13 protein-coding genes and 1 tRNA gene are annotated in these 19515 nt (G+C 32.5%); 2 read left to right on the top strand and 12 right to left on the bottom strand.

Annotated elements, in window-relative coordinates; translation table 11 throughout:
* Positions 1-204: 204 nt before the first annotated feature.
* The 4 genes from Q1A73_RS21485 to Q1A73_RS21470 all read right to left on the bottom strand — a co-directional run bounded on the left by Q1A73_RS21485 (position 205) and on the right by Q1A73_RS21470 (position 3700).
* Complete coding sequence (locus Q1A73_RS21485) at positions 205-972, bottom strand: enoyl-CoA hydratase/isomerase family protein (RefSeq protein WP_299609988.1); 768 nt, start codon at positions 970-972, stop codon at positions 205-207.
* 169 nt (positions 973-1141) lie between these two features.
* Positions 1142-1561 (bottom strand): hypothetical protein, encoded by a 420-nt coding sequence (locus tag Q1A73_RS21480; RefSeq protein WP_299609985.1) that lies wholly within the window; start codon positions 1559-1561, stop codon positions 1142-1144.
* A gap of 313 nt (positions 1562-1874) precedes the next feature.
* Entirely contained in the window at positions 1875-3206 is a 1332-nt protein-coding gene (locus Q1A73_RS21475; RefSeq protein WP_299609982.1) for an MATE family efflux transporter, read from the bottom strand.
* Positions 3203-3700 (bottom strand): GNAT family N-acetyltransferase, encoded by a 498-nt coding sequence (locus tag Q1A73_RS21470; protein WP_299609980.1) that lies wholly within the window; start codon positions 3698-3700, stop codon positions 3203-3205. Before Q1A73_RS21470 ends, Q1A73_RS21475 begins: the two co-directional genes overlap by 4 nt.
* 187 nt (positions 3701-3887) lie before the next feature.
* On the opposite strand from Q1A73_RS21470, the gene Q1A73_RS21465 reads away from it, so the two are divergent.
* Together Q1A73_RS21465 and Q1A73_RS21460 are read left to right on the top strand one after the other, a co-directional pair.
* Positions 3888-4688 (top strand): universal stress protein, encoded by an 801-nt coding sequence (locus Q1A73_RS21465; RefSeq protein ID WP_299609978.1) that lies wholly within the window; start codon positions 3888-3890, stop codon positions 4686-4688.
* Positions 4689-4764: 76 nt separating this feature from the next.
* Positions 4765-4838, top strand: a tRNA-Ala gene (locus Q1A73_RS21460).
* Between the two features lie 92 nt (positions 4839-4930).
* Here Q1A73_RS21460 and Q1A73_RS21455 read toward each other — a convergent pair.
* From Q1A73_RS21455 to Q1A73_RS21420, 8 genes are all read right to left on the bottom strand, one after another.
* Positions 4931-6904, bottom strand: coding sequence for a DUF3857 domain-containing protein (locus tag Q1A73_RS21455; RefSeq protein ID WP_299609967.1), 1974 nt, complete (start codon positions 6902-6904; stop codon positions 4931-4933).
* A 36-nt stretch (positions 6905-6940) separates the two neighbouring features.
* Complete coding sequence (locus tag Q1A73_RS21450) at positions 6941-8869, bottom strand: DUF3857 domain-containing protein (protein WP_299609965.1); 1929 nt, start codon at positions 8867-8869, stop codon at positions 6941-6943.
* Positions 8870-8879: 10 nt separating this feature from the next.
* Positions 8880-12161: a tetratricopeptide repeat protein gene (locus tag Q1A73_RS21445; protein WP_299609963.1), complete on the bottom strand. Its 3282-nt coding sequence runs from the start codon at positions 12159-12161 to the stop codon at positions 8880-8882.
* Between the two features lie 540 nt (positions 12162-12701).
* Positions 12702-13187 (bottom strand): Imm52 family immunity protein, encoded by a 486-nt coding sequence (locus Q1A73_RS21440; RefSeq protein WP_299609961.1) that lies wholly within the window; start codon positions 13185-13187, stop codon positions 12702-12704.
* Positions 13188-13428: 241 nt separating this feature from the next.
* Positions 13429-14121 (bottom strand): hypothetical protein, encoded by a 693-nt coding sequence (locus Q1A73_RS21435; RefSeq protein ID WP_299609959.1) that lies wholly within the window; start codon positions 14119-14121, stop codon positions 13429-13431.
* Entirely contained in the window at positions 14121-16298 is a 2178-nt protein-coding gene (locus Q1A73_RS21430; protein WP_299609958.1) for an AHH domain-containing protein, read from the bottom strand. Before Q1A73_RS21430 ends, Q1A73_RS21435 begins: the two co-directional genes overlap by 1 nt.
* Before the next feature lie 563 nt (positions 16299-16861).
* The gene (locus tag Q1A73_RS21425) at positions 16862-17350 is read right to left on the bottom strand and encodes a hypothetical protein (protein ID WP_299609957.1); all 489 of its coding nucleotides are present in this window, start codon (positions 17348-17350) and stop codon (positions 16862-16864) included.
* 163 nt (positions 17351-17513) lie between these two features.
* Positions 17514-19220: an AraC family transcriptional regulator gene (locus Q1A73_RS21420; RefSeq protein ID WP_299609955.1), complete on the bottom strand. Its 1707-nt coding sequence runs from the start codon at positions 19218-19220 to the stop codon at positions 17514-17516.
* Positions 19221-19515 lie beyond the last annotated feature (295 nt).

Raw genomic sequence — 19515 nt, 5'->3', positions numbered from 1 at the left:
CATAGAATCTTTGCTATAATAAAAAACCAAACTGCTTATAAAAACAATTTGGTTTTGTCATAGAAATCAGTTTGACATTATAAAGTTACTTTTTAGACAGCCTTATCTTCTCCTTCTTTTATTGTAGAAATAAACGACTACTAAGATGATTCCCAGAATTATAAATAATCCGTTCCCTCCTAAAAAATTCAGTATTTCCATATCTTATTTTTTAAACTTGTGTAAAGCGTTTTTGGTAAACTCGGATAATACCAATTCTCCAGAAACAGCTGCTCTTTCGATCAACAGATCACTCCAATGATCTGTTCCTAGCCATGTTACTTTTTTCATTTGCTGTGTAGCTTGTGGATTATAACTTGCTAATTTTTCGGCAAATAGTTGTATTTCTTTATCTAGTTCTCCAATCGTTTCGAAGACTCTGGTAAACAATCCACGTTCTTTGGCCCAATAGGCATTTTTCCATTGAGATGCATCCCAAGCCAAAGCTTCAAAAGCTGCCAATCCTATTTTTCTGGATACCGCAGGTTCAATAACAAAAGGACCAATACCTATGGTCAGTTCGCTTAACTTAATAGAAGCGGCTTCTGTAGCCATGCAGTAATCGCAAGCCGCTGCCAATCCTACTCCTCCTCCAACTGTTTTGCCTTGTATTCTACCTATGATCGGTTGCTTGCACCTTCTCATCGCATTAATTACATTGGCAAATCCAGAAAAAAACTGTTTCCCTTCTTCTAAATTGGTAATGGCAATCAACTCATCAAAAGAAGCTCCTGCACAAAAGGCACGCTCACCTTCTGATTTTAGAATAATCACATGTACAGATGTATCATTGGATAAGATATCAAATGCTTTGGTTAATCGCTCTAATAATTCTGATGGAAACGAATTGCTGGATGGATGTCCAAACTCTATGGTAGCAATATGGTTTTCGGTATGTGTATACAAACTTCCATTAGTTCGTGTAGTAGTCATTTGGTTTTGATTTTTGATAAAAATAGGTAATATTCAGCGGTTATAAAAAGAATGCCATCGATAGATCGAAGTGACTTTTACAATTACTATTTGTTCTTTATTAAAAGAAATGATCACTAAACATATTGCTGCTCATAATCTTTTATACTTGGATATAAATGTCTACTTTCTAACTAGAGGTTTTTAGAATAACGAATGTCAATGTCGACCAAATTAACAAAACAATGACACCCAATATCATATTTCTAAAACGTATTGTGTCTGACTTTAGACTACACTGTTCAGGATCACTACTAACTACTCTTAACAGAATTTTTTCACCTAATGCTATTTGACTAGAATCTTTTGTTATTCTTTCTATTTTTGAAAAAATTTTGCCATCTATTTCATATTCCAAAGTAACTTTTATTGCTAATTTTTCACCTTGAAAGCTTTTGGATGTAAAGGTCTGAAACACTTCATACTCTTTAATTTCTTTTACCGTTGCTTCCACCAGTTTAGAACGATATTTAAAAATTAAATATTGATAACTCTTGTGGATTACAAAAACCAATAATGCTATTTCTATTAGTGTTAGGTATGCTGACATTATTTTATAATCAACTAATGTTCTTCTGTTTTAATAAATATACGAACTTACGCGTTAGGGATTGTAATGTAAATCCCACAGCCCGAAGATGACGAGGTGCGAGGAATTGTAGTGAAAAGCCCGACCCGATAGGGTAACGCCCAATCACAACACAAGATTAGTCTAACAAAACCAGTAGTTCTACTTATTTATGTTTTCTACATCATACAGTACTTTTAATCCATGGAAAAAAAGTATCTGGCAAAGTTTAGATGGGTTGCTATACTGATCTGTTTGTATGTGGTTATTGCGATGGCTATTTTAAAATTCGCATTTAGCTAGTGGCCAAAGGGTAGTACTTTCGTCTAAACTTAATCAATAATGCCAATCCTCGTATAAACATCCATACTGTAATGGCGATCCATACACCATGGAGTTTCCAATCCATATATCTGGCAATCATAAGAGTAGGAATAAATCCTAAAAAAGTAGACCCTAATAATACATTCCTTAAGAAACCTGTTTCACCCATTCCTTTAAATATTCCATCACCGACAAAGGCTACTGCATTAATTGGCAGGGCGATAACTACAAGGTAGAAGAAGCTTTTAAAAATAGTGATTACTTCTGGATCTTTGGTAAAAATCAGCCCTAACCGCTCTGGAATGAGTACGGCTACGCCTCCTAATATACTAGCAACGATAATTCCATACAGATTTACTTTTTTGGACATGGCAATCAGGTTTTTGTAATCCTTTGCTCCCAATAATCTTCCGCCCAATATATTACCTGCACCGCCATAGCCATCAATGAAAAAAGCGAAAAACAACCACAATTGTATAGCAATACTATGTGCTGCAATATAATTGGTTCCAATACTAGTTGCTTCTCTAGCTGCCAGAATTATGGTGGTGTTTAGCGCAAAAGAACGAATGAACAAATTAAAACTCATGATCATAAATCGTTTCATCTCGGGATGCCATAGTTTTTCTAATCGTAAGGAAACGTCAGTTTTCTTCAATAACAAAATCAGAGATAAAATGGCCATAAGTACCTGAGAACATAAACTGGCCCATGCTGCTCCTTCTAGATACATAGGTTCTAAAATTCCTTCGATTCCATAGACCAAAACAATATCAAATATGATATTGGCAACCACTCCGATTAAGGCAATGATCATAGGCCAAAATGTATTTTGTAATCCTCTGAATATCCCGAAAATCGCAAAAATAAATAAGGTAAGTGGAAATCCCCAAACCCTAATTCTGTAATATGAAATACAATAATCGAGCACTACACCTTCTGCTTTGAGGAGTATAAAAATCTCTTTGATAAAAGGAACCGTGGCTAATAAAATTGCAATACTCAATCCTATATTAAAAAGGATTGCTTGCGCTGGTAATGTTTTAACTTCATCTAATTTTCCTGCTCCAAGATATTGAGAAATAATAGCTGAAATCACCGCTCTGGTTTGTGCCAATATCCAAATAAGTGCCGATAAAAATGATCCTACAATTCCCACCGCAGCTAGTGATTCTGTGCCGTGTACTGGAATATTACCCACAATAGCAGTATCTGTAGCGGATAATACAGGCTCTGCAATTCCTGCAATAATTGCCGGAACGGCAAGTTTATTGATATTTTTAAAACTTATAATACTACTCACAATACCAATTCATAACAATAAAAAGGATGCTCGCTTTGCTTAGGAAAAAATATATTCCCTAATCGCTGATATCCTCTGGTTTCATAAAACTTGTGATTTCTTTTGTTCTGGCTAAATGTATCTAACCGTACCGATGCGTACTTCTTTTCTTTTGCCTGAGTTTCTGCCCAATTCATTAATTGCTGAGCATATCCATTACCCCAATAATCTGGATGTACAGCTAATCTATGGACATATAGGTTATTCCCATTTTCTGTTAACCATTCTATAGGAATATACTCATCGTCCATCAGCTCTGTAAGTACAATGATACCTTTGATATGACCTTCTTCAAGAACATACAATTCTTCTAACTCGATATCTTTTTCGAAACGTGATCGGGTCGGATAGTGTTCGTTCCATTGATAAATTCCTTTGGCAATCATTGCTTTAGCACAAGCCTGCGTTAACTTGTGAATTGCGTCTAGGTCTGAAGGTGTCGCTTTACGAATCATAATTTTTATCAAGTGGCAAAAATACAAACTATTCTCTCGAAGAGGAGGTTTTGGAAGGCAGCATAATTTATTTTAAAGAAACTTTAAGAAAAGAAATAGCAATTAGCTGTGCATCTATAGACAAAAAAGCCTTTTAACTCATCAAAAGTTGTAATTTTGCTCCCTAGAACACAAATCAGGCTTAGTAATGAAAAACATCCTAGTCCCATTAGGGTTATCCAAAGATTCTGTAAGTATTGCACGATTACAATATGCAATTGATTTTGCAAAAGAGTTAGGTGGAACGGTATATGCAGTACAAGTATTTAAGGAGTTACCGAGATCTGGTAGTCTTCCTTCAGTAAACGAGACACTAAAAGATATTTCGGCAACTACAATTGAAGAAAAACTTGCACAGGTAGATAAAAAAGGTGTTACTGTTACAGCACTTCCGCTAGAAGGAGATTTATTAGAAGCCATTCCAGAATTTAATCTAAAACATTCTATTGATTTGATTGTGTTAGGTGCGGAGAGTGATGATATTAAAATGCCTTATTTTTTGGGCGAGACTTCCGGGAGTTTGGTTAAGAAAACAGAAATTCCGGTATTGATCATTCCTGAAAATTATGAGTTCAAGCCGATTTCTAAAATATTAATGGCTATTAAGTCTGGTGTTATCAAAAAAGAAACAACTTTAAATCCTATTAAAGAGATTCTAAGTACGTTTAATGCTGACATCAAATTGTTACAGGTTAAAACGGCAGAGTATTTACCAGAAGATTCGGAGTTTCAGAAAGATTTAGCAACGCTGATCAGTTCTTACAAATCATCGGAAAATGGTACTTTATTCCAAGGGGTTTTAGAACACCTTAATGAAAACAATCCAGATTTACTTTGTGTTTTGCGACGTAATAGAGGTTTTTTTGGAAAGCTTTGGGAAGATAACAAAGTCCTGAAAAAAGATTTTGAAAGTAGAATTCCTTTGTTGGTACTGAAAGGAGCTTACTAGAAAGATATAGAGATGTAGCTTGCTACTCCGCTACACTTTGGCGGACAGGCGCTCGCTCCATCATTACAGTATTCTTGGGGATGTAGCTCAGCTGGCTAGAGTGCTTGACTGGCAGTCAAGAGGTCGTGGGTTCGAGTCCCATCTTCTCCACTGATGAATAGAAGCCTGCACAATGTGTGCAGGCTTTTTTATTTTCCAATCAAGTGAGGTTATACCTGTAATAGCTTTATCTTGTCTAGTATTTAAATCTTTTCTAATACCAATGTTACTTTATTAAAATTAGCAGCGCTGTTAATGACCTTTCTGTAGTCTTCATATAACGCAACATCGATAATGTTTTGATTATAAAATTCTTTAATCGATACGATCAGTTGATTGTCTTTTATCTCGTAAGAGGATGAAAACATAAACAACTCTTTATCGTCCTTGTTATAAGATTCATTGATATTAATCTTATCCAGATTTTTGAATTGATATCCTGTAGGGATGTCTACGACAATCTTTCGATCGTAACTTCTTTCGAATTCATTTTCTGCGGGAAGCTGTCGTACTTTTTCCTGATACATCTCTTGCTGCGGACCGATGATAGACCCAATTTTAAACAGGTATTTATTGCCTGCTTTGTCTACATAATCTTCAGATTTTAGGTCTGCAATAATTTGTAGTGGCTTGGCTCCGAAGTCTTTAGAAGATGCGTTGATTGCTTTCTTTTCTACAATTTCGACATTAGGATTGATAGATTTAATCACACTTTCGATCATTTCATCTTTGTTTTCCTCTTTGGCAATATCCATAAATGGTTGTATGTACACTGCATAATATCCATCCATAACCCGATCCATTTTTAGGTCTGTTACAGTAAGATCTTCTGGATCAAAACTTACATTCATTACTAAATTATAATTGGTCTTATCATAATTTACTGGTTTGATATATTTGATACTACCCACTCCCGACGTAAAGCCTCCTAAGGTTACAGGTTTAATAAACAGTCCATAATTGTCTGTAAAATAACCTGGTGGAAACCCTAATCTAGACTCTATTTTGGTAGGAGCCATATACAATTTAAGCTTAGGAAAGTAGATCAGTGTTTCTAACAAAAAGTTGTAGGCCTCAAACCCTTTATCAAACTTCATTTCTCTCCTGTCGGTCGTATATACGAGTTGATGTTTAATGTTCAGAACTTTACTTAGAGCAAGGTATAGTTTTACAATACCTCTTTCATTAGCCACTTTATTGTCTAATATACTCGAAACATCTTCCAGGTCTTTTCGATTTACATCGGCTACATATATATTCGCTTTGATATAATTCTCTAGCGCTCTAATTTTTGTAGCAGTATCTTCATGATCTGCATCCTCGATAGATTTTACAAACTTTGTTATTTTTTTATTGAGCTTTTCATCTACTTCTGGAAATAAGTTTTTATAAATATTCTGAGATCCTATTCGATACGAAACGATATCATTAGCTGGATTATTGGTGTTTTTCTCTAGCTTATAGATCAGGTATTTTTTCATGGCACCATAAGGAGCTTGCTCCTCATTATCAATCGCTTCTAAGGTATCAAGCTCTAGTTTCCAATGATTTTTATCTGTATTGGTAGTATCCTGAATCACATCAGGAAGCCCATTATAGCTTTTGGTTTTAAAAATCAGATTGGTAGGTGCTAACAATTCGAAACTTACATTCTCTTTTTCGAAATCTGATTGTAATGTTACTCTTTTTCCTGTATATCCTGGATATCTTTTTACAACAAAAAAGTACTCTATAAATCCTCCTTTTTCTACTCCTTCTAAGGCGTAATATTTTAAAGTGCGTTTTGTTTCTTCATCTTCGGAAGTTAGAATTTTAGAATCATCTAATTCTATAATTTTACCTGATTTGGTAATAACACGAGCTTTATTGGTTACCACTTCAGAGTTGGGGCTCGAAGGAAGATATACCTTGTTATATTTCTCGATATTATCATTAGAATTTAGCCAATATAGTTTATGAATCAGTGCATATTCTACAAAGCTATCATCGTCCAAAAAATAGAACTCATTAACTACCTTATCTTTAAAAGCTACGATGTCTTTATCCTCATATTTTTTTAGATCGATAGCAGCCACTGGATCGTCATCCCAATCGTAGTTTGTATAGTAAGGTTCTTTTTGACTCCACAAATTGCTGGTCAAAAGAATTATAATTGCTAAGTATTTTAGTTCTTTCATTTATAATTTTTTAATTGTCAAACGTGCTGGATTTGTTTACTTTTTATCTTTTAGAATCACCACTTCTTTAAAATTTTTCTCAATCTTTTTAATCAAATTATTGAACTCTTTTTGCTGAGAAACATCTAATAAAATAAAATCCTGATTCATTTCTAATTCATAGAGAATAGAAGATCCTTGTTTGGTATAAGTAATCGAACACTGAAAAAAATCGTTCTCAATAGAAAAACTTTCAGGAATGTAGGATACTTCTTTATCCTTTGGGATTTCCAGTACTGTTACATTTTTGGTATAGGATTTATATCTATATTCTCTTGCACTTTTTCGGTCTTTCTTAAGTTTAAAACGACTAATCTCTTTATTGAGGTTTAGGTTAATATAGGTTTCATTATCCAAGGTAGTCATGTAATCCTTTATATTGAATGCATAGTTGATGGTAAAATCCTTATCGTAATCGTACTTATTAATTTCTTCAAAGCTTTCGATCAAAAACTTATTGCTTCCTTTTCTAAGTTCTCTGGTATAAATTGACTTTAGATTTTCTTCTTTTTTCTCTCTTTCGAAGGCATTAAAGAAATCTATTTTAGAATATCCAGATAGTTTAAAACTTCCTTTCCCTTTTATTGTTTGGTCTTCAATTTTTAAATAGGTAGAATCGATAAGCGTATTTCTTTTAGCATCTATAACCGGAACTTCTTTGATCTCAAATTCATTTTCATTTACAGCTACTAATGCTTCTTTTCCTTGGATAAAAGAAGTTGGTAAATCGATAGGAATGTATCTTCCCGTAGCATCTAGATAATATATGTCATCACCATCTTTGTAGGTAAGAATCATATGATTATCCACAGAAGGAGTAGGAACTTCTTCATACTTATATGGTATGCTACGCGTACCTATCCAGGTTAAGTTTCCTTGCAGGCCAGCAATTTCGAGCATTTCTTGTAGTATACTAGAATTATCCTTGCAGTCTCCATATTTTTTGTTGAACACATCATTTGCTTGCCTAGGAACAAAACCTCCTAAAGCATATTCGAAAGCGATGTATTTTATGTTTTCTTGTACCCAATAGTAAATAGCTTTTACCTTTTCGAGATCAGTTTTTTTATCCTGTGTAAGTTGTGCTACTATCTTTTCTAATTCCTGATCTGGTTCTGATTTATTGATATCTTTTACTAGAGAATAGTACCAATCGTATAGGTCTGATACTTCGCCAAGCACTTTTACTTTCTTTCCTTTGGATTCATATTCGGTGATCATCGGAATCAAATGCGGTAGTGTATTTCTAAAGTTGGGAGCACCAGGCTCTATCTCAAATTTGTCCATTTGGTTTACTTCCCAAGTATACACTTTCTTTCCTCGTTTTTCGGATTCTGAAAAATTTATCGGAAGTTCTCCAATATTAAAATCCTTAAATTTCATGGAGATATTCTTATCCACAGTAATTGTTAGTTTACTCTTTACTGTGGGATTAAAATCTGCAAAAAAGAAGGTTCCCAGAAATCGAGGATTCTTAATCTTTTCTACATACTTAAGTTTGGATTTAGAGCCTGGTTGTAAATTGGGATAAATAAAATTAATCGACTTAGAATCATCGTAGAAACTTTGGTCCATCTCATCTTTGGTCACAAAATCTTCTACTTTGATCGTGTTATACTTTCCATTTTCATATACCATAGAAGCTGCTTCTATCTCTTCTACTTCTAAAAAAGTAGAATAGTTGATGGATTGTTTTGATTGATATGTTGCTGCGGCATCTAGGTATAGATTCTCCTCCATTACCTCTTGCGTAATCAAAATCTCTCCATTCTTCAAGCGAATATCTACGTTTCTCTCTTCTAACAATTTTACCGAATATTCTTCGGGATATTTTGCTTTGTATTCTTTAAATAAAGGTGAGGTACTTTGCGCATGTCCTATAAAAGACAGCAGTAGTACCAGCACTACTAATTGATTTCTAAGCATATTTTTTATCTTATTTTGTGGCTACGTCATTGTAATATACTTTTTCTTTGGTTAGTTTTCCAGCTTTATCATAATATAATGCTTTTCCGCTGCGTTCATTTTGGCGATATAGTACCTCTTCTTTGATCTTCCCATTTGGGTAATACTTTTTGTATACTCCGTTTAATAGTCCATGATCATAGATCATTTCTTCTTTTACTTTCCCGTCGGCATAATATTTAGTGTATTTCCCATCAATATTTCCATATTTGTTATCACTAATTCGTTCTAACTGACCAGAGTAATAATAGGCTTTAAACTGATTTACAAGCACTCCATTTTTAAACTCTCCCTCCATAGAAGGTTTCCCGTTATCGAAATATGCTTGCAGCTTTCCGCTATAATTATCAATAGGTATCATCGGTAGTAGCTTACCCTCTTTATCATGATAGCTATAGCCAATAATATTATCCAAATGATAATAGCGAACTACCTGTAATTTTCCTTCTGGACTATAAAACTCTCGCTCTCCATGCATTTTATCATCGATATACGGAATCTTACGAATTAGAATACCTTCTTCATTATACGATTCATACACTCCGTTTAATTTTCCTGATTCGTAAGAAAATTTCTCATTAATTGTGCCATTTTCATGATAGGTAGTCCATGTTTGATCATATTCTCCCTGAAAATACTGTCCTTTTCTACTTACTTCTCCGCTATCATAATACCAGATCCATGAACCGTGTAGATTATCATTCAGAAAACTACCTTCAATCACTATTTTACCTTCGGTATTATACTTGGTATACTTTCCATTTTTTACACCATACATATATTCGGTAGTGGATTGAGTTTTTCCGTTGTATCCTTTTATGGTAACGGTATAGGATTCTTTGGTAGGATCATAGAGTACTTCTTGTATTAGACTACCATCTGGATGATACTTTTTTTCTGCAACTATATCGCCATACGCATACATACTGGTGGATAGTAATTTTCCTTCTACTCCATAAAGCTTTTGTGTTCCATGTTGTTCCCCTTTGTGATAGAAACTTTCTCTTTTCAGGGTTCCGTCTGGATAATAGGATTTCCAATCGCCATGAATCAGATTTTTTTGATACCAACCATGTTCTGCCAGCGCACCATTTTCATGATATCTGCGGTAATATCCATGAATAGAATCATTTTTATAAGGTGTAATTGATTCTTCTTTCCCAGATCTATAATAGTTATAGTTATCTCCTTGTACCTTATTATCTTCATAAGGTACTTTGTTTGTCATATACCCTTCAGAATAGTATTTCCATTCTCCTACTTTTCCTCCTTTGATATCGTATAAGCCTTCGGTAATTAAGCTTCCTAAAGGATCATATCCTTTATAATAAAACTCGCCTTTCTTTTTTCTTCCTTCGCCGATGATCTCCTTGTTTTTATTGTAATATCTAAAAGCGATAAACTCATCATTTCTATAGGTAAAATCGTAATGTAGCTTTCCATCTACATCATACTCCAAATAGGCTTCATTAAGTTCTCCTTTTTTATACGTAATAGCATTCATTAAGGCACCATTTCGATGATATAACTTCCAGTTACCATCATAATATCCTTGTGCAGTAACACCTTCTTCAGATTTCTGCCCATTGCGATAGTAAGAGACATAAGGTCCATTATACAATCCTTCTTTATACTCGTATTCTCCCATTAATTCTCCTGTATGGTAATACAATTTTTCTGTTTCGTTTACTTTTCCATCTAGGAAAGAACGTTTTTTAAATAAAGAACCATCTACATAATATTGTCTAAGCTCTCCTACAGGTTTCCCATCTTTATACATCAGCTCATAATCCTTTGCGCGATCACCAATTTTGTGATATGATAGGTACTGGCCATCGAGCACTCCATTTTTAAACTGTTTGTGTTCTATGAGTGCTCCCTTTTTATTATACTTTTTATAGTCTCCGTTTAATTTTCCGGCTACGTAATTACATTCTATTTCCTTATTTCCATTTTTATAAAAATAGGTATACTGTCCTTCTAGTTTTCCGTCTTTATAATGCTCTTCTTCAGAAATGTTACCCGAAGTATCATACCATTGCCAATCTCCTGTGCGTACACCATCTTCATTAAATTTTCCGTTTCCTATGCGCCTTCCTTTATCATCATATACTTCCCAATTTCCTATCTTTTTACCTTCTTTCATGATCCCTACAGCTTGTAAAAAGTTATAATTTTCATAAGCATAGGTCACCTTTTGTTTTTTTCCTTCGAATACCTCTTCATTATCAGCCTCCATTATGGCTTGCCATTTATCATACGCCACATCAATAAAGGACTTTATCTCATCTACATTCTTATCTACGATTTTCTTAAAATCTTTATTCTGAATACTATAAGAAATGGTGTAGGTAAAAGCATCGAAATGATTATTCTCCGTAATCCAATTAAAAAATGGTACATATTTGCGATCCCAAAATCCACCATTGCCTTCATAATCCTGTAATTGCTCTAATAACGCTTGATTCTGGCGCGTTAATCCAATATTGATTTTATTATTTAGTTTAAAATCCTTGTTCATCGCCATTCTACTATCTAACACCAAATCAATATCTTCAAAAGTTTCATCATCCTCAGAAATGGTAACATCTAAGGCTTCTATGTCATTTTTCTGTGAGACTAAGTTATTGATCAGGTTAAGCGCATTAAACGAATTTTCTCCATCGGGATTTATAATCAGATACATATTAAAAGCCATCAATGCTTGTGCCGTCTGACCTTCTTTAAAAGATAGTTTACCGATCTCTAGGTGGCTTTTCTCATAGAAGGGATTGAGCATTACGGATTGTTTATAGTTTTGTAATGCCTTTTCCCACTGTTCCATTTTTTGGTATATATATCCCAGATTGTGATACAGTACATTGTTTTTAGGATAGTGTTTAATGGCATTGGTATATACTTCTATTGCCTGTGGATACTTTTCTGCCTGTATCAATGCCAATCCTTTGTTTAGGTAAAAGGAATACTCCTCGGTAGTATCCTCGGCTTGTAGTCCCTGATCACAGATGGCCACTACCTCATCATATTTCTCTAATTGTAGTAGGTAATAGGATTTGGTTACCAAATTAGCGGTATATATAGAATCATTTACACTAATCTTATCGAGCTCGGTAAGAATGCCCTCATAGTCTTCTTTTTCTTCTAAGTCATATAAGCGTTCTAATATCTGATTATACTCTACTAATGGAATCTCTTCCTGACCATAAAAAATACTCGTGGTTATGATGGTCATGATCACTATTATTCTCTTCACACGTTTACATTTTAGTTATTACTTGGCTATATATGGTATCCTATATAAGGATACGAAAAAGAGCTATACGATATACTTGATATATCTGCATACTTTTGGTTATTATTTCCCCTATATAATAAGAAAAAGTTTCTCCTTTCTAAAATATAAGACCCAAAATATTTGCTTATCCCTTTATAATAAGTATCAAAAACTGGGATAATGTTACCTTACTTTTGGTTGAATTTTTGGTGAGCGCTCATTAGTTCTCTACATGAATATTTACAAACTTTAGTTCTTTGTGGTTGGATGATGATAGTACCAAGGTGTCTTGTTCTATCTTGTAGGAGTACGATTCTTTTTGAAAAGATGTAGAATGATTGATCGTATGGTAATAGTTTCTGATCTCTTTTTTCAGGTTTTTGTCCTGTTGTTGTGCTGCCGATACCTTTGCTAAACTATCTTGAACAAAATACGTCGCCTCTTCTGAGTAATGACTTGCTTGTAATTAAAAAAACAAATAAGGCTATTCAAAATATTCTGAATAGCCTTAACATAAAATTAAAGTTCAATCCATTGGTCTCTTTTCCAAATATATTGTGGTTTCCAATGATCTATGAATAGTTCTTGTAATTGTTTATAATCATCTGGATTACTATAATGTGTATAAAGATTTCCTTTATATGGCATACTCAACATACAATTAGAATTATTAACTCCCAATTGAGATTTACCCAATGAAGTACTTAATCTTATATATTCTCCTTCCGATATATTTCCATTCCATATACTAAAACTAAAACTTATATCAGGATAATCCTGATCATTACATGTTTTACAAAATAGTTTTTTAATATAGTCGTATTCAAAACTCACTTCATGCATTACTGATTCTTGTAAGGATTTTCCTTGTTTATACAATACTCCTAAATTAGAGTCAAAACGTCTTAGTCGTTCTAAAAAAATTAAAAAATCCTCAGTGCATTCCTGTAAAGTATTCTCTTTTCTATACCAAGAAACACCAATTTTATCCAAATAATGATTCATAACTCTAATTAGATAAAAACTTACAAATCAAACCCGTAATACCCGCTTCCAATTGTAAATTCCTTATTGAATACAAAACTTCTTATTACTAAAAACACTAAATTACAGGTAAATCTTCTGCAACCCATCTTTGTCTTCGTGTTTGACTTATAATTACATCTTAATTACAAACAAAAATAATTATGTGATTTTGGTCATATTATAATTTTATTTAAGCTTCAATATGTAAGAGGATAACAAACTAACAAATAAAGTCTATTTTTGGAAAACAATCTTGAATCTCTTTAAAACGAAACCCTGTAAATTTTTCATTTTCTTGAATCGCATCTTTTAGCTTTCTAGAAACTATATAAGAATTTGGAATAAAAGTATTATGATCAAATAGAAATAAATCTTCATCAACCGAAGTTAAATCAATTGTAATTTTTTTAGGGAAAAAATTTTGTTTTTTCTGTTGTAAATCTAAGAATATTTGTCGAAATTCTTGATCATTCCTAATATCCAAATAAGTAACATCTTCACTTCGAAAATTATGCTTATTAGGGATATAATATTGACTTTTATCATAATTTATTTTGTATTGTTTGTTCTTATAACATATTCTGAATAGCTTGTATCCTACTATACTCCTTTTATCTTGATGTGCTAAAATATTCCAATCTTGCGTTTCCTGTATTTTAAAGTCTTTTAGAAAATCAACAAAAGAGTTTTCAAAAACTTTACAGTTAGCATAACCTACTCTTCCGCCATTCAAAAAAGTAGTCAATAATGCTTGACTATCTAACATTACTTCAGGTAATATAGGAAGGGAAATCAACCCTTCCTCAAATCCTATATTCTTTTTTAAAGCTTCAAGATTTGTTGCATCAACTATCTGGGGTATAGTCCCTACCGTATTTATATTGATGCTATTTATTAAAAGATAATAATTCATTAAATAAAAGTACGAATAATATCTTCCAATTCTCCTAAATTAATCCCAGGATTAAACAAAATCTGAAACTCCAAAAATCTCTGAAATCGTGCTACTTCACTTGCTGCTTCATCAACGTTATTATAAGTTAATCTTTGTAGAACTTCTCTAACAGCATTCGAGTAATTAGCATGACCAACTAAATGTTCAGAAGCTTCTAAAGCAATTCCATTTACTATATCATTCATATGAAATGCATCTCCTGCTCTGGCAGCAGCCTGTACTATTGGAAGATCTGCCATCGCCCAAGGAATAATATGATGAGCATGTTTGCCATCTCCTGTTACTAACCCTAATACTTTTCTCAAATCAGCTCTAGAACCAAATTCTATTACTCCTGTTATTGGGTGTACAATCCATCGGATTACTACTTTACTACCTACATCACTAGCCGAGCTAACAACTTTAAGTCCCATTTTTGTTCCTGTAGATATCCATCCTGCAAAGGGTAGAACCGAGGCATAACTAAGAGCTGCATTTATACCATCTCCATGGATATGATATATCACTCCATTAATTAAATCTGCTGGTTCACCAAACCCAGGAACTAATCCTATAATGTCTAAAGTTGGATGTACAATTATTTGTCTCGTTGCTTCCCATCTAATTCTAGTAGTTCCCCAATCAGGATGATTTGCTTTTATAAGAGCAACCTCTAATGAAAATCTATAATTAAAAATTACAGTTGTTGTATTTTCTTCCATAAATGGATTAATACTTTCTAAAAACTCCTGATCACTTAGTTCATTATTTTCAATCACAGCTTCTATTAGATTTCGAACTTCACTAGAATTTCCATTCTCATCTGCATGGTTTAGCATTGATATTCCTGCATTATGATCCAAATTACCATTATTTATTGCATCAGTAATAGCTGAAGCCATAGCAACAGACTCCGGAGAATATCCATTTTGATTCGTATAAAATAGTATTTGTAATCCTTGAATCTCACCAATATTTCCAGCCTCTACTCCTGCTATTACTTTTCCTGGAAAAACATGATTGTTAGGTGTTGAACGAGTTCCATTCTCGTAATCTACCAATGGATTTGCAAATTCTCTATTTTCTTCAACAAACTCTCTATTAAAGTTTGGCATTTGTGCATCCAAATATTCAACTCTTAGGTCTGTAATATTAAGAGCATTATAATCTAATGGTGCACATATACCTCTTGTACTTTTATTGCTTCTTTGTGTATTGTTTTCATCTGCATCAGGACACATTCTGATAAATTCAAAACCTCCCTCTGGGTTAATAATCACCCTCATAAAACATCCGTCTCCACTACCGACATTACCAGTATCTGTTACAGACTCCGCATTATCAGGAATAATATTATCACTTGTTGTTCCTACAATCTCACTATCGGTAGTTACAATATCACTGCTACCTATAGTAGAAACATTACTTTGTTCTTCGTTTTCATTAGTAACAGTAGATGTATAAGTATAACTTCCAGAAGTGGTGGAAGAACTAAAAGTAATTGTAAAATTAAAACCGAAAGCATTATGAATAAATGAACCTCCTGGTGGCGTTTCCGGATATTCGCCAGGAGCAGATCCAAAAGTTCCTTGACAACCAGCACTTTTTAAGAGATTTGTTCTACCTCCAGTAGCTAAAAAATTATCCAGATTGTAATAGGTATAATCTGCCTTTAGATTCTTGTAATCAATAATTCCGTCATTCTTTAAGAAAAGATCAAAAGATTTTGGATCAATGCTATATTTAATTACTATTGGTTCACCCAATAATCCATCCGACTGTTCATCAACAGAAAGCACATATACATCTGTATAATGATCCCCATCTATATGAACAGCAAAGTTATAATTAGTATGTTCTCCTTCTTTAGAGACCTCTTTAACATTATCTAAGGAGATTACGATATTTTCTTGTTGAATCTTACTACCTTTAATTTTAGCCTTACTTGATAATTTATTTTTTAATAAACCTACTATTTCAGGGATTTCCTTATCTGAGATAAGCCTAACCTTCAACCCTTCTTCTTTAGGTGGTTGGTCTACTGCAATTGATTCTTCTACATTGGTTGTGATGTCATCTTGTTGACATCCAAACAATACAAATAAGCTCATTAAGATACTTATTGAATAGATTTTAAAAATTTTAATGTTTTTCATTTGTGCTTTTTTTGTCTTTTAATAATGTGAAATGATATGTTTTTAAAAGTGTCGCCAAAATAGATAAACTACTGTAAGCTTGTTTACGTAAATCCGTAAAACTCCCTATATTTTCACTGGTGATCGTATCATTCTAAAATGCTTTTAATTATTCAGATATATTTGCCAAAAGTATTGAAATCAAAGGGCTTAGACTATGAAATAATGATATCATACCCGTAGTTGCAGTAGTATTTTATATTATAACTTTTCTTTCATTATTAACACTTACAATACATTTGTTGTCTTAAATCTTAATCAAAAAACATAAGTAGGTGTTCAGATTTAGGACGAGGCATTAGGGAAATCAATATTTTGCCTCTTGGTATACATATTTCAATCGTTATACCCCATATTTTGAATAAGACTAGGGGTTTAACCCTATATCCAAAGCTAAATTTTACTTAGCAATCTCTAAATTTAGACTTTAGTGATGGGGTTCCCCCTTACCAATAGGGCTCAGTACCCTATAGAAAGCCTAAATATGGATTGATTTAATCCAAAAATGAGGTGTTAAATGCTAATTATTCTTGACTATCAGGAGTGTTTGTGTTGGATGTTCCCGAACGATTAAACAGTACTTTCATATCTTCATGTACTGCTTTAGCACCTGGTTCATTTTCTCCAGCCAGAAAGCGAATCATACGATAAAAACTAAGTGCATTATTATAATTATCATGATCTAATAAAGTCTTGGTATCTATTAATTGCGTGGAAAGGTTTTCCAATAGCTGTACTCTATTTTCTATTTGTTGGCGAGCTGTATAGTCGCGATCAAACTCTTCCTTGTCTACAAATCTAGGTATCCAATCTTGGTGTTGTTCCATGTAATTTTTAGCTTTGTCTACAATAAGTTTGTTCTGATTGGCAATACGTCCGTATTGTCTTCTTTGTTCTGGAGTCAAGTTTACTGTTTTTCCTTGTAAAACTTGACGGATTCCTGATAAGTGCCCATCTAATTGCGTAAGTTCTTCTTCTGTAAAGCTTACGCTTATCAAATTCTCTAATGCCATTGATAAAATTTTATGATTATTAAATAATTTGATCCTAATTTTTATAAGTGCACTTTTGGTTTTGGATCAGGGCAAATGTAATAGCATTGGTAAGTGTAAAGCAAGAAGAGACAGTCTCAATTCTAGAAAACAGAGCAAATTATTCTAGAATTGAAATTGCACTTTAAACTATAACAAATTGATTTTTAGTTTTTTGTATATTTTTTATAAAATAGGACGGATATATACCTGTTTTCTTATAAAAGTATCTTGAGAATGCTTCTGCAGAGTTAAAACCAGCCTCTTTTGCAATAGCCTTTATGGTATAATTTTGTAATTTTTCTTCTTTTTTTAGTCTTTCCGTTATGTAGGATATTCTCAGGTCATTTAAATAAGTGGTAAAATTCTTATCCTTATAATGTTTAATTACTCTTGTCAAATACTTTGAATTAGTTTTTAGTTCTTTCGCTAATAAATTAGAAGTAATATTTACTTTTTTATACTCACAATTATTTTCAAAATTTTCTAACCCTGATAATATTTTATCTACTATTTTTTTTGAAATATCAAGTTCTAATTTTGATGAATTAGGTGTTTTTTCATTTACTACTGGAATAGCAGGCTTTAGTAGTTTATTAAATCTTATTTTTAATAGTTTTCGTTTTTGATACTGGAAATAAAACATAAATAGAGTAATCAGTGAAAAGGAAATCGACAGCCACAATAAAACCTTTGTGTTTTTTGTGTTAGAATTCAATTCATTAATAATTAATTCTTTTTCCCTAAGTAATCTTGGTTTATCAAATTCTTTGAATAACTTATTGGTTAGGTAATTTCTTTGTGAGTAGACAATACTATCAAAATGCAGTAGTTTGTTGATGTATTCTAATTGTTTATCTCTTTTTTTTAGTCTATCATAGCTATTAATTACAAATTCATAACCATCTCTTACCTCTGCTAAAAAAAGTTGGTTTTTTTGAACTAAAGTATCTAATTTCAAATAATGTGATAATGCACTATTTTCATTCGCTAACTTTTCTTGGATTTTACCTCTATAAAATTCTCCAATAACAAAAAGATTGGTTTGTTGTGGGTTTTTTATATCCATTAAGGAAAGAGCTTTATTGATGCTATCACTAGATTCGTAAATTTTATTTTTGTAAAATAAATTAATCCCTTCGTTAAAAATAAATGGTTCATATGTTCTAGGATAGCTTCTCTTACTGTAAATAACACCTTTTCTATTATATATGGTAGCAGAATCTAAAATTTTATTGTAAGTATATGATTTTGCCAGAGATAACATAGACTCAAGATAAGAAGAAGTATCCATTTCCTTTCTTTGTTTTTCATAGATAAAGGATTCTCTTAATAGGGGTAAAGCTTCTTCGTGTTTTCCTATTTCGGTTTTTAATAGACCTATATTATGTTTTGCTATATCAATATAATTTAGACTATTAACTTCCTCCGCTATCTCCAACATTTTTAAATAACTCTCTAAAGCAGAAGCATAAAGACTTTTATTATAATAATAAAAACCTTTAAACGAATATGGAAGAAGTAAGTACGATTTATCATTTAAATTATGACTTACCTCTATTGATTTATCAATTAATCTAAGTTTGTCCGATTCAAGTTCTTCATAATAGGATAAATTACAATAAGCTCTTGCCTGATAATGATAATTTTTTTCCTTAATCGATTTTGAAAGGATTGTGTTTAAGTATACCTTACATCTTAATGTATCGTAGTAATTACTAGTAAAGGATTTGTTTAATTCCTCGTATGTCTTATTAATGAGGCTATCTGGTATTGTAAATTTTTTAATTTGTGCGTTGGTAACGCTTAATTTTGACAAACAAAATAAGCTCAATAAAAAATATTTAGCCATTAGAACACTAGTTGACTTAGACATTTCCTCAAAACACATAATTTATTTTTTTTAATCAAAAAATATTAATTTATACTTTAAGATTATCAATGATTTAAATATTTATAAATCGCTTAACCTTAAATAAAAAATGCAAACCATATATAAGAGTTAAGTAACGATATTCAAGGAATTTCGACTCGAAATTCTCAGAAAACAATAATACTGTATTTGCACTAACGTAATTCTCGCACATATATTTGCCATGACAAAAACGTAGTTCCAAAAATCTGATCAGTTACAAAACTACAGTAAA

The organism is uncultured Aquimarina sp. (genome assembly GCF_947492115.1).
Classification (GTDB): domain Bacteria; phylum Bacteroidota; class Bacteroidia; order Flavobacteriales; family Flavobacteriaceae; genus Aquimarina.
This window is presented reverse-complemented; position numbering and strand designations above follow the sequence as displayed.